The sequence below is a fragment of the Cryobacterium sp. M91 genome (assembly GCF_002929615.1).
GTDB lineage: Bacteria > Actinomycetota > Actinomycetes > Actinomycetales > Microbacteriaceae > Cryobacterium > Cryobacterium levicorallinum.
The window spans coordinates 287,803-310,583 of the sequence record NZ_PJJT01000090.1 but is presented as its reverse complement, the minus strand read 5'-3'; the positions used below and the strand labels follow the sequence as shown (position 1 = coordinate 310,583).

The window sequence follows — 22,781 nt, the reverse complement described above, 5'->3', positions numbered from 1 at the left end:
CGCTTTAAAAACTGTGGGCTAGGCCTCGACGATCGGGCGGGAAACGAGCTTGTCGTCGTTGATCTCGCGCAGGGCCACGGAAAGCGGCTTGTCTTCGACGGTCGAGTCGACGAGCGGTCCGACATTGTCGAACAGGCTGCCTTCGTGCAGGTCAGCGTAGTAGTCGTTGATCTGACGCGCACGCTTGGACGCAAAAATCACGAGGGCATACTTCGAGTCGACCTTGGAGAGCAGGTCGTCGATGGGCGGGTCAATGATGCCAGTGGGCTTGTTCGCCATTGGTGTCAACTCCTAATAGAGCACGCGGCCTGAGGCCTGTGCGAGCTTGCGGATACGTGTCGTAATACACGTATGAATTCAACAGAAACGGGCGCTACGACAGGCTCGTGGCAGCGCGGATCTCCATCAAGTCTACGACCTCGCGAGCGGCCTCGGCGACATCGTGGTTGATCACGCGATAATCGAACTCTCCCTGGGCGGCCAATTCGAGCTTTGCGGTCTCCAGCCGACGGGCCTGCTCGGCCGAATCTTCGGTGCCACGACCGATCAGCCGACGCACCAGTTCATCCCAGCTCGGCGGCAGCAAAAACACCAGGCGAGCTTCGGGCATGGCTCGGCGCACGGCGCGAGCACCCTGCAGGTCGATTTCGAGCAGCACGCTGTTGCCAGCGGCGATAGCCGCGTCGACCGGGCCGCGCGGGGTTCCGTAGCGGTACGCATTGTGCACCTTGGCCCACTCGAGCAGTTCGCCGCCCTCCACCATGCGGTCGAATTCCTCGTCGGAGACAAAGTAGTAGCTGAGGCCCTCGGTCTCCCCCGGGCGCGGCGCGCGGGTCGTCGCCGAGACGGAGAGCAGCACGTCGGGATAGTTCTCCCGAATGTACCCGGCGACGGTTCCCTTGCCGACCGCGGTGGGTCCGGCGAGAACGATGAGTTTGGAGTCGGCGATGTTCCTGCGCAGGGTCGGTCGTTCGGACAAAAAATCCCGGAGCCGATCGCGCTGGTGCCGGCCGAGGCCGCCAAGGCGCTTGGACGGTGAGATTTCGAGGCGGTGGATGATGCGCTGCATCTTGGTGACGCCGATCGCCGGGATACTCACGAGCAGCTCGGTCACTCTCAAGCGGCCCTCGACCCCGATCGGGTCGGCGATGGCCGTCGCGAGAACTTCGAGCGCGGTGCGTTGACCGGAGGCGACCTCGGCCTTGACCTTGGCACGGGCGCGACGGGCCGCGACGGCGGCCCGCGACGCGGCCACCCGATCAACCTCGGGCGGGGTGGGACGGTTTTCAGCCACGGACGGCACCTACTTCGGCTACTCGGCGCTCAATGGCTTCTTCGATCCGGTGGGGTCCGGCCGAGAGCACACTGCGCGATTCACTCACGATAACCCCTCCGGCGTATCCACCATATATCGCGGTCAGATCCATAATATGCCCACCCTGGTGTCCGAAGCCGGGCGCGAGCACCGGTGTGCGAAATTCGGTCGGTGCGGCCTGCAGATCAATGCCGAACGATGACAAGTCGAGGGTGGCGCCCAGCACTACGCCGACCGATCCCAGACCAGTCGTCAGGCGAGCGGATGCTGCCCGCGCGTTGCGATCCGCAACGTCGTCCAGAATGGCGCGGGCGACGCTCGAACCGGCATAGGGCCCGTCGGCGACGATGGCCCGCTGAATGTCGGCAGCTTCCGGGTTGGAGGTCGCGGCGAGCAGGAAGACTCCCTTGCCGTTCGCAGCCGCGAGGGTGAGTGGCGAGTCGAGCGAACCGACGCCCATGTACGCGGCGAGGGTGAGGGCATCCACTTCGAGCGGAGATCCGGACGAGAGCCAGGCTTGCGCGTAGGCCAGGGCGCTCGTGCCGACGTCGCCGCGCTTGGCGTCGCCGATCACGAGCAGGCCGGCCTGCCGTGCATCGGCCAGCACGCGTTCGAGGGCGACGAAGCCGGCCGAGCCGAATCGTTCGTAGAAGGCGACCTGCGGTTTGACAATGCCGACTCGGCCGGCGGCAGCGGCGACGACCGTGCGACCGAAGGACTCCGCTCCAGCAGCCGTGTCGGGCAGGTTCCAATCGTCGAGCAGCCAGGAGTGCGGGTCGATGCCGACGCACAGCTGGCCGCTCTCGGCGAACACCCGCTCGAGGCGTTCGCCGAAGGACAGCACGGTCGCAGGGCCGCCTTTCACAGCAGGGCCGCCGTTCACAGTAGGGCCGTGCGGGCCGTGGCGTATTCCTGAAGGGAGGTCACCTCGAACCCGTCGCGAATCGAATCGATCGAAGCGACCGCAGCGCTAAGCTCGGCGATCGTGGTGAACAGGGGAAGGTCTCCGGCCACGGCGGCGGCGCGAATCTCGTACCCGTCGGCCCGGGCGGTGCTGCCACCGGGGGTGTTGATGACGATCTGGATCTCTTCGCGGCGAATGAGTTCGACGATTGAGACGTCGTCCTCCCCCGCCTTCTCGCTGAACTTGGTCACCACGCGCGCACGGATCCCGTTTCGCTGCAGCACCTCGGCGGTGCCGATGGTTGCGGCGATGTCGTAGCCGAGCTGCTGCAGGCGTAGCATCGGCAGAATGATCGAGCGCTTGTCCCGGTCGGAGACCGACACGAAGACGGTACCGGAGAGCGGGATTCCCCCGTACGCCGCGAGCTGGCTCTTAGCGAAGGCCCGCGGAAAGTCACGGTCGATGCCCATGACCTCGCCGGTGGAACGCATCTCCGGGCCGAGGATCGAGTCGACGACGAGGCCCTCCGGGGTGCGGAACCGATTGAACGGCAGCACGGCTTCCTTCACAGCAACCGGCGATTCGATCGGAACCCGGGAGCCGTCGATGAGCGGTAGCTTGCCCGCGGCCTTGAGTTCGGCGATGGTCGAACCGACCATAATGAGCGCTGCGGCCTTGGCCAGCGTGATGCCGAGGGCCTTGGCCACGAACGGCACTGTGCGGGAGGCGCGCGGGTTGGCTTCGAGTACGTAGAGCACGCCAGCGCCGATGGCGAACTGCACGTTGAGCAGGCCCTTCACGCCTATACCGCGGGCAATCCCGAGGGTGGCTTCGCGTACTCGGTCGATTTCGGCCCGACCGAGGGTGACCGGCGGCAGGGTGCAGCTCGAGTCCCCGGAGTGGATGCCGGCCTCTTCGATGTGCTCCATGACGCCGCCGATGTACAGCTCGTGGCCGTCATAGATGGCGTCGACGTCGATTTCGATTGCGTCGTCAAGAAAGCGGTCGACCAGAAGCGGATGCCCGGCGCCGATGATTCCCTGCCCGGCCATGCGGGTGAAGTAGTCCGCGAGTGAGGGGGAATCATAGACGATCTCCATGCCGCGGCCGCCGAGGACGTAGCTCGGACGTACCAGTACCGGGTAGCCGATTTCTTCGGCCACCACGACGGCGCCGCCGAAGTCGATCGCGGTGCCGTTGCGCGGCGCGAGCAGGCCGGCGTCGTCGAGAATCTTCGAGAACAGTCCGCGTTCCTCGGCGAGGTCGATCGCGTCGGGGGTGGTGCCGAGAATGGGGATACCGGCCGCTTCAAGGCCGCGGGCCAGGCTCAGGGCGGTCTGGCCGCCGAGCTGCACGACCACACCGACGAGTTCGCCGCTCTGGCTTTCGGCGTGGATGACCTCGAGCACGTCTTCGAGCGTGAGCGGTTCGAAGTAGAGCCGGTCGCTCGTGTCGTAATCGGTGGAGACCGTCTCCGGGTTGCAGTTGATCATGATGGTCTCGTAGCCGGCCTCGGACAGTGCGAAAGAGGCGTGTACGCAGGAGTAGTCGAATTCGACGCCCTGGCCGATGCGGTTCGGCCCGGAGCCGAGAATGACGACCTTGCGGCGGTCGCTGGCGACAACCTCGGTCTCATCGTCGTAGCTGGAGTAATGGTACGGCGTGAGGGCCGGGAACTCCCCCGCGCAGGTGTCAACGGTCTTGAAGACCGGACGCACGCCGAGAATGTGACGTACGGTGCGGACATCCGCTTCGCCGAAACCGCGCAACTCGCCGATCTGAGCGTCGGAGAAGCCGTGGTCTTTGGCGAGGATCATCACGTCACGGTCGAGGCGGTCGGCAGCCCTGACCTGCTCGGCGATCTCGTTGATCAGCACGATCTGGTCGATGAACCACGGGTCGATCTTGGTCGCGGTGAAGACCTGGTCGATCGTCGCGCCGCGGCGCAGGGCCTGCTGCACGGTGACGATGCGGCCGTCGGTGGGAATCTCGGCGGCGGCGAGCAGTTCGTCAATAGAACGGGTTTCTTCGCCCCAGTGAAAGCTCGATCCGCGCTTCTCCAACGAGCGAAGGGCCTTCTGCAAAGCGGATGCGAAGCTGCGGCCGATGGCCATCGCCTCACCGACCGACTTCATGGTCGTGGTCAGTCGCTGGTCGGCAGCCGGGAACTTCTCAAACGCGAAGCGCGGCACCTTGACCACGACGTAGTCGAGGGTCGGTTCAAAGCTCGCCGGGGTGACGCCGGTGATGTCGTTGGGAATCTCGTCGAGGCGGTAGCCGAGGCTCAGCTTCGCTGCGATCTTGGCGATCGGAAAGCCGGTCGCCTTGCTGGCCAGGGCGGACGAGCGCGAGACGCGCGGGTTCATCTCGATGACGATGACCCGGCCGTCGGCCGGGTTGATGGCGAACTGAATGTTGCAGCCGCCGGTGTCGACGCCGACGGCACGGATGATGTCGATTGAGATGTCGCGCAGGTGCTGGAACTCGCGGTCGGTCAGGGTCAGCGCGGGGGCGACGGTGATCGAGTCGCCGGTGTGCACACCGACCGGGTCGACGTTTTCGATGGAGCAGACGACGACCGTGTTGTCGGCCGTGTCGCGCATCATTTCGAGCTCGTATTCCTTCCAGCCGAGGATGGATTCTTCGAGCAGAACCTCGGTGGTCGGGCTGTGGTGCAGGCCGTCGGTGACGATGCGGCGCAGTTCCACCTCGGTGTGGGCGAAGCCCGAGCCAAGGCCACCCATGGTGAAGGAGGGGCGTACGACGAGCGGGTAGCCGAGGTCTTCGGCGTAGCCGACGGCCTCCTCGACCGTCTTGGCGATGAAGGAGCGGGCTACGTCGGCGCCGGCGTCGAGCACGAGCTGCTTGAAGATCATGCGATCTTCGCCCTTGTTGATGGCGTCGAAGCTCGCGCCGATCAGCTCAACGTCGTACTTTTCGAGGATTCCGCGTTCGTGCAGCTGGATCGCCGCATTGAGCGCAGTCTGCCCGCCCAGGGTGGGCAGAATCGCGTCCGGTCGTTCCTTGGCGATGATCGTCTCAAGAATTTCGGCCGTGATCGGTTCGATGTAGGTCGCGTCGGCAAAGTCGGGGTCGGTCATGATGGTGGCCGGGTTGGAATTGACCAGGATGACGCGCACGCCCTCTTCGCGCAGCACGCGGCAGGCTTGAGTGCCGGAGTAGTCGAATTCGCAGGCCTGGCCGATAACGATCGGGCCGCTGCCGATGACAAGAACACTGTTGATATCGTCGCGCTTGGGCATTATTTGGTTTCTCCTGCAACGGCTGACTGCGCAGCCAGAACAACGTCTCTGAATCGATCGAAAAGGTGGTTGGCGTCGTGTGGGCCGGAGGCGGCCTCCGGGTGGTACTGCACCGAGAAAGCGTTGATATCGAGGCAGCGGATGCCCTCGACCACTTGGTCATTGAGGCTGTAGTGGCTCACCTCGACCCGACCGAATCCGGTGCGAGAGTCATGCACGCCCTCAATCGGCATATCAACGGCGAAGCCGTGGTTTTGCGAGGTGATCTCGACCCGCCCGGTGGTCTTGTCGAGAACCGGCTGGTTAATACCACGATGCCCGAACGGCAGCTTATAGGTGCGAAAACCGAGGGCACGGCCGAGTAGCTGGTTGCCGAAGCAGATACCGAAGTAGGGAATGCCCGCACGGAGTACTTCCTGCAGCAGATCCACGTGGGCGTCGGAAGCGGCCGGATCGCCGGGTCCGTTCGAGAAGAACAGGGCGGAGGGTTTCAGCGACAGAACGTGTTCGGCGGTGACCGACTGCGGAAGGACGAGCACCTCGAAGCCCCGTTCGGCGAGATAGGTCAGGGTGCTGGTCTTCACACCGAGGTCGAGCACCGCGACGGAGCCGATGCGTTCGCCCTGTGCGGGAATGGAGAAGGGTTCAACGGTCGAGACCTCGAGCGACAGGTTGCGGCCGCGCATAGCAGCTTCACCGAGCACGCGTTCGAGCTGTTCGCTGTCGGACAGGCCGAACAGGTCGCCCGAGAAGATTCCACTCTTCATGGCGCCCGCCGAGCGGATGTGGCGGGTGATCGCACGGGTGTCGATGCCGCTGATGCCGACGACGCCGTTTGCTTCGAGGTCATCGTCGAGGGTGCGGGTGGCGCGAAAATTTGAGGCCATCCGAGCGGGTTCGCGCACGATGAAGCCGGCCACCCAGATCTGCCTGGATTCCATATCTTCGTCGTTCATCCCGGTATTGCCCACGTGCGGGGCGGTCATCAGCACGATCTGACCGGCGTAGGACGGGTCGGTCAGGGTTTCCTGATAGCCGGTCATACCGGTGGCGAAGACGATCTCGCCGAGCGTCTGCCCCTCGCTCCCGTAGCTGCGGCCGACGAATCGGCGGCCGTCTTCGAGCACGAGCACGGCCGGGCCGGGCTTGTCGGTAACCAAGAAGGTGGGCGTCAGTGCAACGGATGCTTCTGCCTGGTCTGGTGCGGTCGAGTCGGGCACGTCAGGCCTCACTTTCGTCTTGATGGGCCGGGGCCGTAATGGTTCGGATTGAATCGATGAGACGGGCTCGATCGTTCGGGTCGATGATGCGGAAGAAGCTGTCAACGTCGCGGCGGTCGGTGCCGGGCGTGTTCAGGCGCCAGCTCAGGCGAACCAGCCCGTCGGTTTCGACGACGCGATCGATGGCGAGCTGCGCTGCACCGACCTGGTCGATGGCGGCGCCGGGCACGTACAGGGGCGCGTTGCCGTCTAGGTCGAGGGTGATGCCCTGCGCGGTCACGGTCAGGGCGGCGCGGGCCCGAAAACCCAGGCCGGGAATGGCCAGTCGCTCCAGCGAAGCGTCCCGCGGGGTAGTGGCCACGTAATAGGCCTCGGCGGTCGCCAACACGTCGGCGGCAGCGCCGCCCTCCGGCCGGGGGTAACCGGCGGTGAGCGTACGGTCACGTTGGCTGCGCTTGTGCCAGCTGCGCCACATCAGTACGAGTACGCCCAGCAGAAAGAGCGCCGTAATGATGGCGGGAATGGACCTATCCATGGGTGGGGACTCCGCGCGCGTGGCCGGCTATTTCGAGGTTGCTGCGCGCGATTTCGCCCTGCACAGTTCCGTCGAGCACCGTGGCGTAGCCGCGGTGGAAGGTCGCCCGCACCTCGCCGGGCAGCGTCATCGACAGGTACGGCGAGTTCACGCTCGTGCCCGACAGGTCGGCGCGACCGAAGACGCGGGTGGCAGCGGGATCGTACAGGGTCAGTTCGGCCGGCGACCCGACCGCGATCGGTTTGCCCTGACCGGTGATCCGGCCGATTTGAGCGGGCGTGCGGGAGAGCACGCGTTCGATGTCGGACCAGTTGAGCATTCCGTTCGCGACGACCGCGGCGTGCACGACCGACAGGGCTGATTCCAGCCCAACCATGCCGTTGGCAGCGGCATCCCACTCGCAGTCCTTGCTTTCGGCCGGGTGCGGAGCGTGGTCGGTCGCGACGATGTCGATCGTGCCGTCGGCGAGTCCGGCTCGCAGCGCTTCGACGTCTTCACGGCTGCGCAACGGAGGATTGACCTTGAATCGGGCGTCGTAGCCGCGCACGAGATCTTCGGTGAGCAGCAAGTGGTGTGGGGTGACCTCGGCGGTCACCTGGATGCCGCGGGCCTTGGCCCAGCGGATGACGTCGACGGAGCCGGCGGTGGAAACGTGGCAGACGTGCAGGCGGGAGCCGACGTGTTCGGCCAAGAGTACGTCGCGGGCGATGATCGATTCCTCGGCGACGGCCGGCCAGCCCACGAGGCCGAGTTCGCCGGAGAGGGCACCCTCGTTCATCTGGGCTTTTTCGGTCAGTCGTGGTTCCTGGGAGTGCTGCGCGATGACGCCGTCGAAGGACTTGACGTATTCGAGGGCGCGACGCATGAGGAGCGGGTCCGAGACGCAGAATCCGTCATCGGAAAATACCCGCACCCTGGCCCGACTCGACGCCATGGCGCCCAGTTCGGCGAGTTGTTTGCCGGCCAGCCCTACGGTGACCGCGCCAATCGGCTGCACGTCGACGTATCCGGCGCTTTCGCCGAGCGCGAGCACCTGTTCGACCACCCCGGCGGTGTCTTGGGCCGGCAGAGTGTTGGCCATGGCGAACACACTCGTGAACCCGCCCCGGGCAGCGGCACGGCTGCCGCTCAGCACGGTTTCGCTGTGCTCGTACCCGGGTTCACGCAGGTGGGCGTGCAGGTCGACGAGGCCGGGCAACGCTACCAGGCCGGCGGCGTCGATCACGCTCGCGCCGCTCTGGGACAGTCCGGTTCCCAGCTCAGCGATGCGCGCACCATCCAAACGGATGTCCGTGCTCGTGCCGTCCGGCAGGGTCGCCCCGCGTATGAGCCAGCGTTGGGCCATTCCGTCAATCGGCATTCTTCGATTCCTTCCGGTCACCGGATAAGAGCAAGTAGAGCGCGGCCATTCGCACGGAGACGCCGTTGGTGACCTGTTCGAGCACTGTCGAGTTGGCGGAGTCGGCCGCCGCGGATGAGATCTCCAGACCGCGATTCATCGGACCGGGGTGCATAACAATGCTAGCCGGACCGAGCCGACCGAATCGCGCGTCATCCAGCCCCCAGACCCGGGAGTACTCGCGGGTGCTGGGGAAAAAGGCCGCGCTCATCCGTTCAGTCTGAATGCGCAGCATCATGACCACATCCGGGCCGGCATCGATGGCGTCGTCCAGGTCGAAGCTGAATCGGGCGGGCCAGAGCGAGGTATCACTCGGCAGCAGCGTCGGCGGGGCGACGAACGTGACCTCGGCGCCGAGGGTGGTGAGCAGCCATAGGTTGGAGCGGGCGACGCGGGAGTGCAGCACGTCGCCGACGATCGTGACGGTGACGTCATCGAGTCCCTTGCCGCGGGGTGCCGCTCCGTGAATGCGGCGCCGGATGGTGAAGGCGTCGAGCAGCGCCTGGGTGGGATGTTCGTGGGTACCATCGCCGGCGTTGATGATGCCGGCATCGATCCATCCGCTGGCGGCGAGCACCGCGGGGGCGCCGGAGGCCGGGTGGCGAATGACAACGCCGTCGGCGCCGATCGCGGCGAGGGTCTGCGCGGTGTCCTTGAGGCTTTCGCCCTTGGAGACGCTGGATCCCTTGGCGCTGAAGTTGATCACATCGGCGCTGAGCCGCTTCGCGGCGGCCTCGAACGAGATGCGGGTGCGGGTGGAGTCTTCGAAGAACAGGTTGACGACGGTCTTGCCGCGCAGGGTCGGGAGTTTTTTGACCTCACGCTGGCCGACATCCGCCATGTCCTCGGCAATGTCGAGCAGGTTGATGACCTCATCGCGGGCGAGGTCCTTGGTCGAGAGCAGATGCCTCATTGCTCACTCCGCCCATCGATGGAGACGAATTCGTCGCCGTCAACCTCGTCGATGTGTACGTTGATGCGCTCGTCGGCAGCCGTGGGCAGGTTGCGACCGACGAAATCAGCGCGGATCGGCAGTTCGCGGTGGCCGCGGTCGACGAGCACGGCCAGCCGCACGATGTTCGGGCGGCCGTGGTCGCCGAGCGCATCCAGAGCACTGCGGATGGTGCGCCCCGAGTAGAGCACGTCGTCGACGAGGACCACCGTGGCGCCGTTGATGCTGCCGGGGATCTGGGTGCGCGAGGGGGTGCGCGTGCGGCCGTGCGCGAGGTCATCGCGGTACAGCGTCACGTCCAGGGAACCGACCCGCACCGGGTTCGCGGCCGGTTCGATCCGCTGGATGATCTCGGCAATCCGGTGGGCCAGAATGACGCCGCGGGTCGGAATGCCGAGGATGACGAGGTTGTCCGGGCCCCGATTGGACTCCAGGATCTCGTGGGAGATTCGAGTCAACGCGCGGGTGATGTCAGCCTGAGTGAGCACAATGTGCGCCAAATGCCGACCTCCTTCCCCGTCTCACAGGACGGATCATTAAAGGATGTCTGAATGGGATTAGCTTAGCCGTTCCCGAGCCGGAAGTCTGTCTGGAGTGCGAGGCAGCTAGAAGGCGCCGGCGACGAAGGCGGAGAATTCGGCCTGATTGGTGAGGCTGCCCCGATATTGCGCGCCGTCAACAAGCACGGTCGGGGTGCCGGATACGGCCTCGATCTCGGCTCCCGCGATCGGACCGGTCAGTGCGGACTCGGTGTTCTGCTGCGACCAGGCCTGATAGTCCCCGCTTTGAACACAGTCGGTGATGCTCGCATCACCCCCAGCCAGGTCGGCGAGCTCGGCGTCGCTCAAGCCAGGGGTGTTCTCGAGCGGCTGGTTCGCGAACAGCTCCGACAGAAAATCGAGGGTCTCGCCGGGGTTGAGCGTGGCCTGGCAGGTCAGGGCCGCCGAAGCCCGACTCGAGTAGTTCGTGCCCTGCGATTTGCTGTCCAGAAAGGCCAATGAGTGCACGCGCAGGGTGATGACGCCGCTCTCGACGCCGGCTAGAAGCAGCTCCCCATTGGTCTGCTCGAACTGGGCGCAGAACGGGCACATCGGATCGATGTATTCGTCGATAATGACCGGACCGGCACCGAATTCGAGATAGCCGCCATCGAAGTTGGCGGCGCCCAGCTCACCGGTCGGCAGCGGAGCTGACGACGAGCTGGACGAGCCCGCGTTGGATCCGACGTTCACCAGAAATGCTGCGAGAGCGGATGCGAAGATGACCGCGAGTGCCACCAGGATCACGAACACCGCGGTGCTGACGTACCCGATGATGAGGCCGGCCAGGGCGAAACCGCGGCCGACCTCACCGCGAGCTCGAATCTGCCCGAGGGCGATGTGACCCGTGATGATGCCGACGAGCCCGATCACCAATGACGAGACGAACGACACGATCGCCATGGTGTTGGTCTTCGGCGCCATCGCAAAGGGGTTTATCGGCTCGGCCGGCGGTGCGTAAGGGTTCGGCCGGTTCGGCTGGGCGCCTTGTCCGGTGCTGGTCATCTTCGTGCCCTTCGTTGACGGTGCGCGCTGGAAGCGGCGATTCGCCGAGTTAGGCCGACGGAGCGGTCTGAGCGATCTTGCCGAGCAATCCGTTGACAAACCCGGCCGAGTCATCCGTTGAGAGAATTTTCGCCGCTTCAACGGCCTCATCGATCGCGACGGCGTGCGGAACGGCGTCGTTGTACAGAATCTCCCAGATTCCGATGCGCAGAATGGCGCGATCAATGTTGGGCATGCGCGCGAGGGACCAGCCCTGCGAGTACGTTTCGATCAGTTCATCGATCTCTTCGCGGTGGTCGACGACCCCATCGACGAGCTCACGGGCGTACAGCCAGGAAGCGAGACGTGCCGGCTCGCTCGCGGCACGCTCGGCCTCGGTTGCAAGCGACTCCGGAATGCTGATCTGACGCACATCGGCGGCATACAGAATGTCGATGGCGCGCTTGCGGGCCTTGGTACGAGCGCTCATTCGTTGACGCGACCGAGGTAGTCGCCGGTGCGGGTGTCGACCTTGACCTTGGTGCCCTGCTCGAGGAACAGCGGAACCTGAATCTGGTAGCCGGTCTCCACGGTAGCCGGCTTGGTGCCGCCGGTGGAACGGTCGCCCTGCAGGCCCGGCTCGGTGTAGGTGATTTCGAGGGTAACGGATGCCGGCAGCTCGACATAGAGCGGGTTGCCGTTGTGCAGCGCCACGGTCACGGCCTGGTTTTCGAGCATGAAGTTGCTCGCATCGCCGACGACGGCGGCGGAGACGGTGATCTGGTCGTAGTCGGCCACATCCATGAAAACGTAGGCGTCGCCGTCGTTGTAGAGGTACTGAAAGTCGCGGCGATCGACGTTTTCGGTCTCGATCTTCGCGCCGGCGTTGAACGTGCGGTCAACGGTCTTGCCCGAGACGACGTTCTTCATCTTGGTGCGAACGAAGGCGCCACCCTTGCCCGGCTTGACGTGCTGAAACTCGACGACGGCCCAAAGCTGGCCATCCATGTTGAGTACGACGCCGTTTCTGATATCAGCGGTAGAAGCCATGGGAGGGGTGTTCCGTTCAATTGATAAGGTGCGCGGGTGCAAATGGCACCTTATCGAGTCTACGTGTCCAAGCCACAGGTTTCAAAGGCGCAGGCTCCAGAGGCACGGGTTTCAGAGGCACGGGTTTCAGAGGCACGGGTTTCAGAGGCACGGGTTTCAGAGGCACGGGTTTCAGAGGCACGGGTTTCAGAGGCACAGGCTCCAAAAGCAATGCCGAGCAATTGTCGATTACGGCTGGGTGACGAAGTCGAGCGCCAGGCGATACGAGTCGAAGCCGAGGCCCGCGATCACGCCGGTCGCGATGGCGCTCACGACGCTGGTGTGGCGAAACGTCTCGCGCGCGTGCGGGTTCGAGATGTGCACCTCGATCAGCGGCAGGCCGGCCTTGGTCACGAGGGCCGCGGCATCCCGCAGGGCGTAGCTGTAGTGGGTAAACGCGGCGGGATTCAGGATCACCGGCATCCGCTCATCGACGGCCTCATACAGCCAGTGGATGAGTTCGGCCTCGTCGTCGGTCTGCCGCAGGTCAATCACGACTCCATCACGAGCGGATGCGACGAGCAGCGCACGCAGATCGTCCAGGTTGGCCGACCCATAGACATCGGGTTCACGACTGCCCAGGCGCCCGAGGTTCGGACCGTTCAGAACCAGCACTGTATTCATCGCCTCAGCCTAGGGTGTGAGAACCGCGACTCCGTCGTCGTGCGCGACGAACAGGCCCGTGATGCGCATGAGCTTCCCGAAGGACTGGGTCAATTCGGCGGCCCAGGCCTGGTCCGGTGCGGTCAGGGCGGCGGAGCCCGGCCGCTCCAGAGTCAGAATGATGCTGCCGCCAGGGGCCTCCTGGGCGAGCATGTCGTTGATGCGCACGGCGAAGGGCTGGGTTGACCCGGGCTCGGGCCGCACCGGAATGCCGTCAATCGGGATTAGCACGGACAACTGCTGGCCATACGGATCGAGCAACATGAGCCAGAGCTGCGGCCGGATGGCGTGACCGACCAAGTCGAAGACTCGCGTGCGGGCCTCCTGCAGTGTGGTCACGGGCGGGGCGTCTTCGAGTTTCGTTGTCATTGTCATGCGCCCAGAATGGGCGGGGCATCCGCCTGCACCGAGGTAATGCACAGAAAATATGTGCCACTCCTCGCCTGTGGATATCTTCCGGCGACGAGATCGGGGCCGTCGCTCCCGTGGCAAATTCGTAGACCTCGCGCCTGTCGGCGAATCGAACAACCGTCGTTCAGACTCCAAAAGGGCAGAGACTGCCCAGCACTCCGGGAAATCTCTGGCAGCTACCCTAGACTGGCATCGACGCCGGTCTCGGCAGCACGAACCCGTCCACTGCTAACGGAGGCAGACGCTCATGGGATACGGCTTGAAGAGTTCGTCGTCGGTCCCGACCGGCGATGCGCGGGAGAGCATTGTCGCCCTGGAGCGGGCCCACGAATCCGCCATCACCGATCGGGTCTTTCAAACCGGCGTGCGCCAGCTCGTGCAGGACTCCTGGCAGCGTTCGCTGTCGCTGAGCCTCGACCCGTCGAGTGTGGCTCCTGAGCGGACGCTGACCGACAGCGAACTGCGCGACCTGCGCAATCAGCATCCGCTCGCCGCAGTGCTACCCGTCGTGCACAACCTGCTCATCCGCCACGCCATCGACGCCGAGCTGATCGTTGCCATCGGTGACGAATCCGGTCGGCTGCTCTGGATCGACGGCGATCGAGTGCTGCGCCGTCGGGTTGAGGAGATGCTCTTCGTCGAGGGCGCCGACTGGTCGGAGAGCCGGGTCGGCACGAGCGCACCGGGAACGGCACTCGCCCTCGACCGCGGAATCCAGATTCGGCGCGCTGAACACTTCAACGCTCTGGCGCACCCGTGGAGCTGCACTGCGGTGCCCATTCACGACCCGGACACCGGCAAGATCCTGGGGGTCATCGACATCACCGGCGGCGACCAGGCTGTCGCACCACAGACCCTCCCTCTGGTCGAGGCGGCCGTCGCCGCGATGGAAGCGGAGCTGCGCATCCAACGCCTCGACCAACCGGCCGATCCACCGCCCGCCCCGCGGTCGCGGGCATCGGTGTCGGTGAGCGTGCCGCGACTGGCGCCGGCCGGCCTGAGCGTTCTCGGCACCGATCACGGCCAGCTGCACTGCGGCACCAGCACAGTGGATGTCTCGCCCCGCCACACCGAGATTCTCACGCTCCTGGCCTGGCACCGCGAAGGACTTTCCGCCGATCGCCTGGCCAGCTTTCTCTCGGACCAGGACACTGCGGTGGAGACGCTGCGCGCCGAAATGGTGCGGGTACGGAAGGTACTCGCGCTCCTCGACTTCCCCATCACGATCACGTCCCGCCCGTATCGGTTGGAGTCCAAACTCGAACTCGATGCCCAACGCGTGCTGGCCTTCCTCGAGCGCGGCGCCCACCGCGTCGCCCTCGGCGCCTACCGCGGAGCTGTGCTGCCGGCATCGTCAGCGCCCGGTATCGTCGAAATTCGCCAGGAAGTGAGCAGCCGGCTGCGCGAAGCCATGCTCGCCGATGCGTCGGTCGACCTGCTGCTCAGCTACGCGCGCACCGAAGCGGCCACCTGGGACACCGAGGTGTGGCGTGCCTGCCTGGAGCTGCTCCCGGCCCGTTCACCCAAACGCGCAATGGTCGTGGCGCACCTGGCGCGCATTGAAGACGAAATCGGCGGGCATCGCAACATTCTGCAACGTTCCCGCTCCTAGAGTCGAAGCAGGCCGCAGCATTGCGAGCCCGACACCGTCGTCGATATATAGGAGTGACATGACCGTCTATGCAGTCCCCGGAACACCCGGCTCCAAAGTTACCTTTAAGTCGCGGTACGAGAACTGGATCGGCGGCGAATGGGTCGCCCCGGTCAAGGGCCAGTACTTCGAAGACATCACCCCCGTCACCGGCAAGCCGTTCGCCGAGGTCGCTCGCGGAACGGCCGAAGACATCGAGCTGGCCCTCGACGCCGCGCACAAGGCCGCACCGGCCTGGGGCAAGACCAGCCCCGCCGAGCGCGCAGCCGTGCTGAACAAGATCGCGGACATCATCGACGCCAACACCGAAATGCTCGCCGTCGCCGAGACCTGGGACAACGGCAAGGCCGTGCGCGAGACCATCAACGCCGACATCCCCCTCGCCGCCGACCACTTCCGTTACTTCGCCTCGGCGATCCGCGCCCAGGACGGCGACCACGCCCAGCTCGACGGCGACACCGTCTCGTACCAGTTCCACGAACCGCTCGGCGTCGTCGGCCAGATCATCCCCTGGAACTTCCCCATCCTGATGGCCGTCTGGAAGCTCGCCCCGGCCCTCGCCGCCGGCAACGCCGTCGTCCTCAAGCCCGCCGAGCAGACCCCGGTCTCGATCCTCGTGCTGCTGGAACTCATCGGCGATATTCTCCCCCCGGGCGTTGTCAACGTCGTCAACGGTTTCGGCCTGGAGGCTGGCAAGCCGCTCGCCTCGAGCAACCGTATCCGCAAGATCGCCTTCACCGGTGAGACCACGACCGGTCGCCTCATTTTGCAATACGCCTCGGCCAACATCATTCCGTCGACCGTTGAGCTCGGCGGCAAGAGCCCGAACATATTCTTCAGCGATGTTGCGCAGGAGAAGGATGCCTTCTACGACAAGGCCCAGGAAGGCTTCGTGCTCTTCGCCTTCAACCAGGGCGAGGTCTGCACGGCCCCAAGCCGCGCCCTGCTGCAGAAGCCGATCTACGACAGTTTCCTCGGCGACGCTGTCACCCGCGCTAAGAAGATCATTCAGGGCAACCCGCTCGACACCGACACCCAGATGGGCGCGCAGGCCAGCAACGACCAGCTTGAGAAGATCCTCTCCTACATCGACATCGGAACCAAGGAGGGTGCCAAGCTGGCCCTCGGTGGCGAACGTGCCGACCTCGGCGGCGACCTCACCGACGGCTACTACGTGCAGCCGACCATCTTCGAGGGCCACAACAAGATGCGCCTGTTCCAGGAGGAGATCTTCGGACCGGTGCTCGCCGTGACGAGCTTCACCGACTACGAGGATGCCATCTCGATCGCCAACGACACCATCTATGGTCTCGGTGCCGGGGTCTGGTCGCGCAACGGCAACGTCGCCTACCGGGCTGGCCGTGATATCCAGGCCGGTCGCGTCTGGGTCAACAACTATCACGCCTATCCGGCCGGTGCCGCTTTCGGAGGCTACAAGAGCTCAGGAATCGGCCGCGAAAACAACAAACTCGCCCTCGGTCACTACCAGCAGACCAAAAACCTGCTCGTGTCGTACTCCGAGAACAAGCTCGGCTTCTTCTAAACCGAACCGTCAGACCAGAGGATTCCCACCCGTTCGGTGGGAGTTCGCTGAAGGTCTGGCCCGGGGGCTGTCGACGACGTAACGTCGTAGGCAGCCCCCCTTCAGCAGTAGAAGGGTCCGCCATGAGCAGAAAGTCCCGTCAATGTCGACTACCACAATAACCGCGTCGGTCACGATCGCCGGCGAAACCGTTCCCCGCGTCGAGCTCACACCCGTCGCCGTTGACCTGCTCCGCAGCCTCTGGGAGGAACACGGCCCGCTCATGTTCCACCAGTCCGGTGGCTGCTGCGACGGCAGTTCGCCGATGCTATTCATGGCCGACGAGTTCATCACCTCCGACCAGGACGTGCGGCTCGGCCAATTCGATCTCGCTCCGGCCGGCGACCCCGCCCAGCCGCTCGACTTCTGGATGTCAGCCGAACAGTTCAGCTACTGGAGCCACACCTTTCTCACGGTCGACGTGGTGCCCGGCCGCGGCAGCGGCTTCAGTGCAGAGGCCCCGCGCGGCGTGCGCTTTCTGATCCGTTCCGAGCTCATGACCACGATGACCCCGTTTGCCGGCACTGACCAGATCGAAGCGGATGCCGAAGCCCCGCCCGCGCAGGCGACAATCCCGGCGTAACGGCTACTGCCCGATCGCCTGGTAGGCGCTGAACAGCAACGAGGCGTCCGGGCCTTCGAGGATGGTGGGCTTGCCCACATCGTCGAGGACCACGAAGCGCAACATCCCGCTGCGGGTTTTCTTGTCGCGCTGCATGGTGGCCAGCAGGGTGGGCCAGCGTCCGACCGGGTAACCGGTCGGCAGGGTCAGCGATTCCAGGATGCTGCGGTGCCGGTCGACGACCTCCACCGACAGCCGTCCGCTGAGCGCGGCCAGTTCCGCAGCGAACATCATGCCGACGGCGATGGCCGCGCCGTGGCGCCAGCCATAGCGTTCGGCGTGCTCGACGGCGTGGCCGAGGGTGTGACCGTAGTTGAGGATCTCGCGGAGGCCGGCTTCCTTGAAGTCCTCCCCCACGATGCGCGCCTTCATGGCAATCGACAGTTCGATCAGCCGGCGAAATTCGGGAGTGGTCGGGTCGGTGGCGCGCTCGACATCCGCTTCGATGATGTCGAGAATTTCGGGAACCTGGATGAAGCCGGCCTTGACGATTTCGGCGAAGCCCGCGAGGATCTCGTTTTTCGGCAGGGCGTCGAGCAGGTCGAGGTCGCACAATACGGCGGCAGGCGCGTAGAAGGTGCCGACGAGGTTCTTGCCCTCGGCGGTATTGATGCCGTTCTTGCCGCCGACGGCCGCGTCGACCATGCCGAGTACGCTCGTGGGAATCTGCACGAGCTTCACGCCACGCAGCCAGGTAGCGGCCACGAATCCGGCGAGGTCGGTCACTGCGCCACCGCCGAGGCCGATCACGGCGTCGGTGCGGCTGAAGTCGGACTGGCCCATGACGCCCCAGCAGAACGCGGCAACCTCAACCCGCTTGGCCGCTTCGGCGTCGGGAATTTCGGCCAGCAAAACCTCGGCGTAGGTTTCGAGCAGGCTGTCACGCAGGGCGACCGCGCGGGCGCCGACGGTCGAGGTGTGCACGATGAGCACCTTGTTGACACCGGTGCCGAGCTGCTCGGCGACGGTGTTGACCAGGCCACGCCCCACGCTGACCGGATAGCTGTCGACCCCGGTCACGGTGATCACGGTGGTACTGGTCTGTTCGGTCATCTGTGTTGTCCCTGACTTCTCAATCATCATTTCTTTCTTGTACCCAATTTACGATCTCATCGGCGATTCCGGTGATCGGTCGGTTGGAGGTGTCCAGGCGAATCGTCGCCAGGGCCTCATAGATGGGGCGGCGCTGGTTATAGATGCGTTCCCAGTCGCCGATACCGCCGGCCAGGAGAGGCCGTTTGCTGCCGCCGAGGCGGGCCTCGACGGCCGCGGTGGTCACGCTGAGGTACACCACGGTCGCGGATTCGAGGTCGGCCTGCGTCTCGGAGTGCAGCACTGCTCCCCCGCCGAGGGAGATGACGGCCGGCTCGCCGAGGGCCCAGTCCACCGCTTCACGTTCGACGATGCGAAAGTACTCTTCGCCCTCACGCGCGAAGATCTCCGGAATCGGACCGTAACTTTCGACGATGCGCTTGTCGGTGTCGATAAACGGCAAATTCAGGTCGCGCGCCACACGTCGACCGATCCTGGTCTTGCCGGCGGCCATCGGACCGATGAACACGATCGGCAACAAGGCGTTCCGCAGAGTCAGCATCGCAGGTCTAGAGCGACGCGTCGCTCGACGCGCCCGTGCGCAGGTTCGCCGGAATGTTGGCGAGGTACGACTCCAGGTTGCGCCGGGTCTCCCCGATCGAGTCGCCGCCGAACTTCTCCAGCACCGAGTTCGCGAGCACGAGCGCCACCATGGCCTCGGCCACAACGCCGGCCGCCGGAACCGCACAGACGTCGGAGCGTTGGTGGTGCGCCGGGGCCGGCTCGCTCGTGGCGACATCGACGGTGCGCAGCGCCCGCGGAATGGTCGCGATCGGCTTCATGCCGGCCCGCACGCGCAGCACGGTTCCGGTACTCATGCCGCCCTCGGTTCCGCCGGCCTTGTCGCTGACTCGCTGAATGGCGCCATCCGCTTGTACGAGTTCGTCGTGTGCCTCGGAGCCGCGGCGGCGCGTGGTCTCGAAGCCGTCGCCGACCTCGACCCCCTTGATCGCCTGGATCCCCATGAGCGCGGCGGCCAGCTGGGAATCCAACCGACGATCCCAGTGCACGAAGGAGCCAAGCCCGGGGGGAAGATTGTAGGCGAGCACCTCGACGACGCCGCCGAGGGTGTCGCCGTCGTGATGGGCAGCATCCACTTCAGCCACCATCAAAGCGGATGTCGCGGCGTCGAAACAGCGCAGCAGATCAGAATCGAGCGTGTCGACGTCCTCAGGCTCAGGAAGCGGCGCGCCGTCGGGCACGCGGACCGGCCCGATGGCGATGGTGTGGCTGACCAGGTGGATTCCGAGTTCGTTCAGGAATGAGCGTGCGACGGCGCCGAGCGCGACGCGGGCGGCGGTCTCGCGGGCACTCGCGCGCTCCAGCACGGGGCGCGCCTCGTCGAAACCGTACTTCTGCATGCCGGCGAGGTCGGCGTGACCCGGGCGGGGCCTGGTCAATGGTGCCCCGCGGCCACGCGTCAGGGTGGCCGGGTCGACCGGGGCGGCACTCATCACATCGACCCATTTGGGCCATTCGGAGTTGCCAATGCGCAGTGCGACCGGGCCGCCGAGGGTGAGGCCATGCCGAACGCCGCCGGAGAGGGTGAGCTCGTCTTCTTCGAATTTCATGCGCGCGCCCCGGCCGTAGCCGAGTTTGCGGCGCGCGAGATCGAGGCGGATCGAATCAAGGGAGACCGGGATCCCTGCGGGCAAACCCTCGACAATAGCGATGAGTTCGGGGCCGTGGGATTCTCCGGCGGTGAGCCAACGAAGCATAGTTCCTATCTTTCCACAGCATCGTGCGAGCCAGTGTCACCGGGGGCTGCGTCGCGGGTCAGGGCACTACGCATGGCGGCGAGCACGTCCGGCTCGCCGGGGAGTGGTTCGAAGGGGTCAGCGGTCACGAACACCCGCACCTGGATGAGCGCCTGGTGCAGCAACATGCCGAGGCCGTTCAGCACAGTTCCGCCGGCCGATTCCCACTCGCGTGCCACCCCGCTTGGCCACGGTGAGTAGGCAACGTCGAACAGCGTCGCACGCTCGCGCAGTTCGAGCGGCAGCGGGGTCGGCAGCACCGTCCCGCCGGGCAGAGTGCTGATCACGAGGTCGCTTCCGTTGCCGCCAGACCCGCTGAAATCACTGAGGTCGACGACGACTCCGAGCGACCGACCGAGTTCAACGAGCGGCTGCGCCTTCGGCAGGTCGCGCACGAGCACGCTGACGAACTCAGCACCGAGTTCCGCGGCGGCCATCAGAGCGGATGCCGCCGTCGCGCCGGCTCCGAGCAGGGTCACGTGCTTCGCCCGGGTGACGCCGCCCTCGGCCAACGCACGCACCAGACCAGCGACATCCGTGTTATAGCCGGTGAGGGTGCCGCGCCCGGCCACCTGGCGCAGCAGCACGGTATTGACGGATCCGGTCAGCCGTGCCACCCGGTCGCAGTCGTCGATGAACGGAAGCACCTCGTGTTTGAGCGGCATGGTGAGCGAAAGACCACGCCAGTCCGGCCCGATGGAGCTCAGAAACATGGCGAGCGAACCGGCCTTCACCTCAACAGCATCGTAGGACCAGTCGAGTCCCAGCTGCCGGTAGGCGGCCCGGTGCAGCAACGGCGAACGGGAATGCTTGATCGGCGAGCCGAGCACCGCGAGCCTGTTTGATGGGGCCCCATTTAGCGTCAGATCAACCATATTCGGGGTGCTCCCTCATCCAGTTCTGCCAAACGATAACGGCAGCATCGTGTTCCTTGACCGTGGTGGAAAAAGCCGTCTCACCGGAGTCGAGGTTGATCGTCACAAAGAACAGCCAGGATCCGTCGACCGGGTGCAGGGCCGCATCGATCGCGAGGTCACCGGGATTCGAGATCGGGCCGACGACCATGCCGGGGTGCACATAGGTGTTGTATAGGTTGCCGGCATCGGCACGTTCGGCGTCGGTCGTGGTGACCAGGTGGGTTTTGCCCGTGCCATAGGCGACGGTCGCGTCCGATTGCAGCAGGCCGCTGTCCCATTGGGCCGGGTCGAGCCGGTTCTGAAACACCCGCGACACCTTGTAATAGTCATCACGCAGGCCGGCTTCACGCTGGATCAACGAGGCGAACACGATCGTCGACCAGCGGTCTGCGACGGCGACACCGGCCGCATCGAGGGCCTCATACTGCCGGTTGACCATGGTCTGCAACGCGACGGCGGCGGTGGCCTCCGGCGAGAAGGTGTACGTCGCGGGAAAGAGAAAACCCTCAAGGGTGGTCGCTTCGGCGGGCAGGCCGAACTGGGCCACATTGGCGGCCGCGGCCTGCAGGTCCGCCAGGGGAATGTCGGTTCCCTCGGAGATCGACGCCAGCACGTCAACGGCCGCGGTCCCCTCAGGCACGATAACGGTCTGGTTCAGTCGAGTGTCCTCATCGAGCAGGGCGTCCAGCGCAGTGCTCGCGACCATCTTCGTCTTGAGCTGGTACGCACCGGGCTGAAACACCGGCTCCGGGGCCGTCTGCAACAGGATGGAATAGAACGCATCAAAGCTCTTGACCACGCCCTCTTCGACGAGTGTCGCGGCGATCTCCGAGCCACCGTTGCCGTCGTGAATCATGACGATCACGTCTTCGCCGGTCGCCGCTTCCTCCGCGGTGAAGTCGGCCGGCCCCTGCGTGGCAGCAATGATCTGGGAGATGGGTCCCTGCAGAAACAGCGCAACTCCGGCCACGAGAGCGGCAAGAACGACAAAGACGATCAGACAGCCCCAGGCTCCCTTGTAGCTCCTCTTCTCCCGCGGCGGTTCGTCCGCCAGCAGTGAGCGACGGTTCGTGCGTCCCCGACCGGAGCCGCCGACGTCGCTCGCCGTCAGGAACGCGACGGCATCATCGCCCGGTTCTGCCGACTCGGCCGTTTCTCGCGGCAGCAACGGCGGTTGAACGGATGCCGTCCCCCCGGACGCTGCTGCCGGCTCGGCTCCGAATTGCTCGGAGCCAGTTCGCTCCGTCGCGCCCTGTTCCGCGGCGGACTGCTCCGCCGCGGCCTGTTGCGCGCGTAACTGGCGTCGGCTCGGCAGGGGCTCTTCCGGGGTACTGGGCACGATTACGGCCTCTCGGTCGGTTCGACGGGCGACCCTGGCGGTCGCCCGGAGGAACGCTCACTGTCGAGCGCATGTTGCAAAATAATAGTCGCGGCCACCTGGTCGATTACTGGCCGCTGCGTTTTCGCGGCACGACCGGATGCCCGCAGCGCGGATTGCGCCGACACCGTCGAGAGACGTTCGTCGACGAGCCGCACCGGCACGGCGAGAGTTGCGGCCAGGCGCGCGGCGAAACCGACCGCGTCGTCCGTGGAGGCGGTCTCAGTGCCTGACAACGCCAACGGCAGGCCAACGATAACCTCGACGGCGTCAAGGTCGAGGGCCACCGCGAGAATGCGGGCCAGATCGGTCACTCCGGCCTCGTCGCGGGCGACGGTTTCCACCGGGGTCGCGAGCATGCCGTGGTTGTCGCTGCGGGCCAGGCCGATGCGCACCTTGCCCACATCCACGCCGAGGCGCACGCCTGAGCGCATCGTGCCGGCGACCGCACCCGGCGCGACCCCGCCGGTCAGCGCCGCCGAACGACCAGGGTCGGCGGAGCCAGAGC

At 65.4% G+C, this 22,781-nt stretch carries 23 protein-coding genes; 3 read left to right on the top strand and 20 right to left on the bottom strand.

The features are described 5' to 3' along the window. Positions 1-18 precede the first annotated feature (18 nt). From rpoZ to CXY80_RS17060, 14 genes are all read right to left on the bottom strand, one after another. Entirely contained in the window at positions 19-279 is a 261-nt protein-coding gene (rpoZ, locus tag CXY80_RS17130) for a DNA-directed RNA polymerase subunit omega (protein ID WP_092107764.1), read from the bottom strand. A 94-nt stretch (positions 280-373) separates the two neighbouring features. Beyond that, the gene (gmk, locus tag CXY80_RS17125) at positions 374-1,294 is read right to left on the bottom strand and encodes a guanylate kinase (protein ID WP_104133209.1); all 921 of its coding nucleotides are present in this window, start codon (positions 1,292-1,294) and stop codon (positions 374-376) included. Then, positions 1,287-2,180 carry an orotidine-5'-phosphate decarboxylase gene (gene pyrF / locus CXY80_RS17120; protein ID WP_233195437.1) on the bottom strand — a complete coding sequence of 298 codons (894 nt, stop codon included), beginning with the start codon at positions 2,178-2,180 and terminating at the stop codon, positions 1,287-1,289. Before pyrF ends, gmk begins: the two co-directional genes overlap by 8 nt. 14 nt (positions 2,181-2,194) lie before the next feature. Continuing rightward, positions 2,195-5,482 (bottom strand): carbamoyl-phosphate synthase large subunit, encoded by a 3,288-nt coding sequence (gene carB, locus CXY80_RS17115; protein WP_104133171.1) that lies wholly within the window; start codon positions 5,480-5,482, stop codon positions 2,195-2,197. Continuing rightward, entirely contained in the window at positions 5,482-6,615 is a 1,134-nt protein-coding gene (gene carA, locus CXY80_RS17110; protein ID WP_104133207.1) for a glutamine-hydrolyzing carbamoyl-phosphate synthase small subunit, read from the bottom strand. Before carA ends, carB begins: the two co-directional genes overlap by 1 nt. 88 nt (positions 6,616-6,703) lie before the next feature. Further along, a complete protein-coding gene (locus CXY80_RS17105; RefSeq protein ID WP_104133170.1) occupies positions 6,704-7,237 on the bottom strand; it encodes a hypothetical protein in 534 nt (177 codons plus the stop codon). Continuing rightward, positions 7,230-8,582, bottom strand: a complete 1,353-nt coding sequence (locus CXY80_RS17100) for a dihydroorotase (protein ID WP_092449187.1) — start codon at positions 8,580-8,582, stop codon at positions 7,230-7,232. Before CXY80_RS17100 ends, CXY80_RS17105 begins: the two co-directional genes overlap by 8 nt. Before the next feature lie 4 nt (positions 8,583-8,586). Continuing rightward, the gene (locus tag CXY80_RS17095) at positions 8,587-9,549 is read right to left on the bottom strand and encodes an aspartate carbamoyltransferase catalytic subunit (RefSeq protein WP_092449093.1); all 963 of its coding nucleotides are present in this window, start codon (positions 9,547-9,549) and stop codon (positions 8,587-8,589) included. Continuing rightward, complete coding sequence (gene pyrR, locus CXY80_RS17090; RefSeq protein WP_104133169.1) at positions 9,546-10,088, bottom strand: bifunctional pyr operon transcriptional regulator/uracil phosphoribosyltransferase PyrR; 543 nt, start codon at positions 10,086-10,088, stop codon at positions 9,546-9,548. The genes CXY80_RS17095 and pyrR overlap by 4 nt, the downstream gene beginning before the upstream one ends. Positions 10,089-10,193: 105 nt before the next feature. Then, positions 10,194-11,132, bottom strand: coding sequence for a thioredoxin domain-containing protein (locus CXY80_RS17085; protein WP_158251696.1), 939 nt, complete (start codon positions 11,130-11,132; stop codon positions 10,194-10,196). Between the two features lie 49 nt (positions 11,133-11,181). After that, positions 11,182-11,601 (bottom strand): transcription antitermination factor NusB, encoded by a 420-nt coding sequence (nusB, locus tag CXY80_RS17080; RefSeq protein ID WP_092107754.1) that lies wholly within the window; start codon positions 11,599-11,601, stop codon positions 11,182-11,184. Continuing rightward, on the bottom strand, positions 11,598-12,161 hold the full coding sequence (gene efp, locus CXY80_RS17075) for an elongation factor P (RefSeq protein ID WP_092107753.1): 564 nt from the start codon (positions 12,159-12,161) through the stop codon (positions 11,598-11,600). The genes nusB and efp overlap by 4 nt, the downstream gene beginning before the upstream one ends. Before the next feature lie 228 nt (positions 12,162-12,389). Further along, a complete protein-coding gene (locus CXY80_RS17065; RefSeq protein WP_092449097.1) occupies positions 12,390-12,824 on the bottom strand; it encodes a type II 3-dehydroquinate dehydratase in 435 nt (144 codons plus the stop codon). A 9-nt stretch (positions 12,825-12,833) separates the two neighbouring features. Beyond that, positions 12,834-13,238, bottom strand: a complete 405-nt coding sequence (locus tag CXY80_RS17060) for a hypothetical protein (RefSeq protein ID WP_134441007.1) — start codon at positions 13,236-13,238, stop codon at positions 12,834-12,836. 295 nt (positions 13,239-13,533) lie between these two features. Between CXY80_RS17060 and CXY80_RS17055 the strand changes: the two genes are divergently transcribed. From CXY80_RS17055 to CXY80_RS17045, 3 genes are all read left to right on the top strand, one after another. Then, a complete protein-coding gene (locus tag CXY80_RS17055; RefSeq protein WP_233195436.1) occupies positions 13,534-14,886 on the top strand; it encodes a GAF domain-containing protein in 1,353 nt (450 codons plus the stop codon). A gap of 58 nt (positions 14,887-14,944) precedes the next feature. After that, on the top strand, positions 14,945-16,468 hold the full coding sequence (locus CXY80_RS17050; RefSeq protein WP_092449099.1) for an aldehyde dehydrogenase family protein: 1,524 nt from the start codon (positions 14,945-14,947) through the stop codon (positions 16,466-16,468). A gap of 142 nt (positions 16,469-16,610) precedes the next feature. Then, a complete protein-coding gene (locus CXY80_RS17045; RefSeq protein WP_104133166.1) occupies positions 16,611-17,090 on the top strand; it encodes a DUF779 domain-containing protein in 480 nt (159 codons plus the stop codon). Between the two features lie 3 nt (positions 17,091-17,093). Here CXY80_RS17045 and aroB read toward each other — a convergent pair whose 3' ends face one another. Genes aroB through ruvX form a run of 6 tightly spaced genes read right to left on the bottom strand, consistent with a single transcriptional unit; the run spans position 17,094 to position 22,707 of the window. Further along, the gene (gene aroB, locus CXY80_RS17040; RefSeq protein ID WP_092449101.1) at positions 17,094-18,182 is read right to left on the bottom strand and encodes a 3-dehydroquinate synthase; all 1,089 of its coding nucleotides are present in this window, start codon (positions 18,180-18,182) and stop codon (positions 17,094-17,096) included. A gap of 19 nt (positions 18,183-18,201) precedes the next feature. Next, positions 18,202-18,723, bottom strand: a complete 522-nt coding sequence (locus CXY80_RS17035; protein ID WP_199182285.1) for a shikimate kinase — start codon at positions 18,721-18,723, stop codon at positions 18,202-18,204. A gap of 7 nt (positions 18,724-18,730) precedes the next feature. Beyond that, complete coding sequence (gene aroC, locus CXY80_RS17030; RefSeq protein WP_092449103.1) at positions 18,731-19,939, bottom strand: chorismate synthase; 1,209 nt, start codon at positions 19,937-19,939, stop codon at positions 18,731-18,733. Between the two features lie 5 nt (positions 19,940-19,944). Further along, complete coding sequence (locus CXY80_RS17025) at positions 19,945-20,853, bottom strand: shikimate dehydrogenase (protein ID WP_104133165.1); 909 nt, start codon at positions 20,851-20,853, stop codon at positions 19,945-19,947. Beyond that, positions 20,846-22,234: an endolytic transglycosylase MltG gene (gene mltG, locus CXY80_RS17020; RefSeq protein WP_104133164.1), complete on the bottom strand. Its 1,389-nt coding sequence runs from the start codon at positions 22,232-22,234 to the stop codon at positions 20,846-20,848. Before mltG ends, CXY80_RS17025 begins: the two co-directional genes overlap by 8 nt. A 2-nt stretch (positions 22,235-22,236) precedes the next feature. Beyond that, the gene (gene ruvX, locus CXY80_RS17015; RefSeq protein ID WP_092449189.1) at positions 22,237-22,707 is read right to left on the bottom strand and encodes a Holliday junction resolvase RuvX; all 471 of its coding nucleotides are present in this window, start codon (positions 22,705-22,707) and stop codon (positions 22,237-22,239) included. Between the last annotated feature and the right edge of the window lie 74 nt (positions 22,708-22,781).

Bases quoted from the DNA above. Each gene is read 5' to 3' on its own strand.
- aroC (WP_092449103.1), bottom strand. From the start codon at position 19,939: ATGCTTCGTTGGCTCACCGCCGGAGAATCCCACGGCCCCGAACTCATC.
- CXY80_RS17045 (WP_104133166.1), top strand. From the start codon at position 16,611: ATGTCGACTACCACAATAACCGCGTCGGTCACGATCGCCGGCGAAACC.
- CXY80_RS17050 (WP_092449099.1), top strand. From the start codon at position 14,945: ATGACCGTCTATGCAGTCCCCGGAACACCCGGCTCCAAAGTTACCTTT.
- efp (WP_092107753.1), bottom strand. From the start codon at position 12,161: ATGGCTTCTACCGCTGATATCAGAAACGGCGTCGTACTCAACATGGAT.
- CXY80_RS17025 (WP_104133165.1), bottom strand. From the start codon at position 20,853: ATGGTTGATCTGACGCTAAATGGGGCCCCATCAAACAGGCTCGCGGTG.
- carB (WP_104133171.1), bottom strand. From the start codon at position 5,482: ATGCCCAAGCGCGACGATATCAACAGTGTTCTTGTCATCGGCAGCGGC.
- CXY80_RS17085 (WP_158251696.1), bottom strand. From the start codon at position 11,132: ATGACCAGCACCGGACAAGGCGCCCAGCCGAACCGGCCGAACCCTTAC.
- CXY80_RS17035 (WP_199182285.1), bottom strand. From the start codon at position 18,723: ATGCTGACTCTGCGGAACGCCTTGTTGCCGATCGTGTTCATCGGTCCG.
- CXY80_RS17095 (WP_092449093.1), bottom strand. From the start codon at position 9,549: ATGAGGCATCTGCTCTCGACCAAGGACCTCGCCCGCGATGAGGTCATC.
- CXY80_RS17100 (WP_092449187.1), bottom strand. From the start codon at position 8,582: ATGGCCCAACGCTGGCTCATACGCGGGGCGACCCTGCCGGACGGCACG.
- CXY80_RS17065 (WP_092449097.1), bottom strand. From the start codon at position 12,824: ATGAATACAGTGCTGGTTCTGAACGGTCCGAACCTCGGGCGCCTGGGC.
- CXY80_RS17060 (WP_134441007.1), bottom strand. From the start codon at position 13,238: ATGACAATGACAACGAAACTCGAAGACGCCCCGCCCGTGACCACACTG.
- ruvX (WP_092449189.1), bottom strand. From the start codon at position 22,707: ATGCGCTCAGGCGTGCGCCTCGGCGTGGATGTGGGCAAGGTGCGCATC.
- nusB (WP_092107754.1), bottom strand. From the start codon at position 11,601: ATGAGCGCTCGTACCAAGGCCCGCAAGCGCGCCATCGACATTCTGTAT.
- aroB (WP_092449101.1), bottom strand. From the start codon at position 18,182: ATGACCGAACAGACCAGTACCACCGTGATCACCGTGACCGGGGTCGAC.
- CXY80_RS17105 (WP_104133170.1), bottom strand. From the start codon at position 7,237: ATGGATAGGTCCATTCCCGCCATCATTACGGCGCTCTTTCTGCTGGGC.
- rpoZ (WP_092107764.1), bottom strand. From the start codon at position 279: ATGGCGAACAAGCCCACTGGCATCATTGACCCGCCCATCGACGACCTG.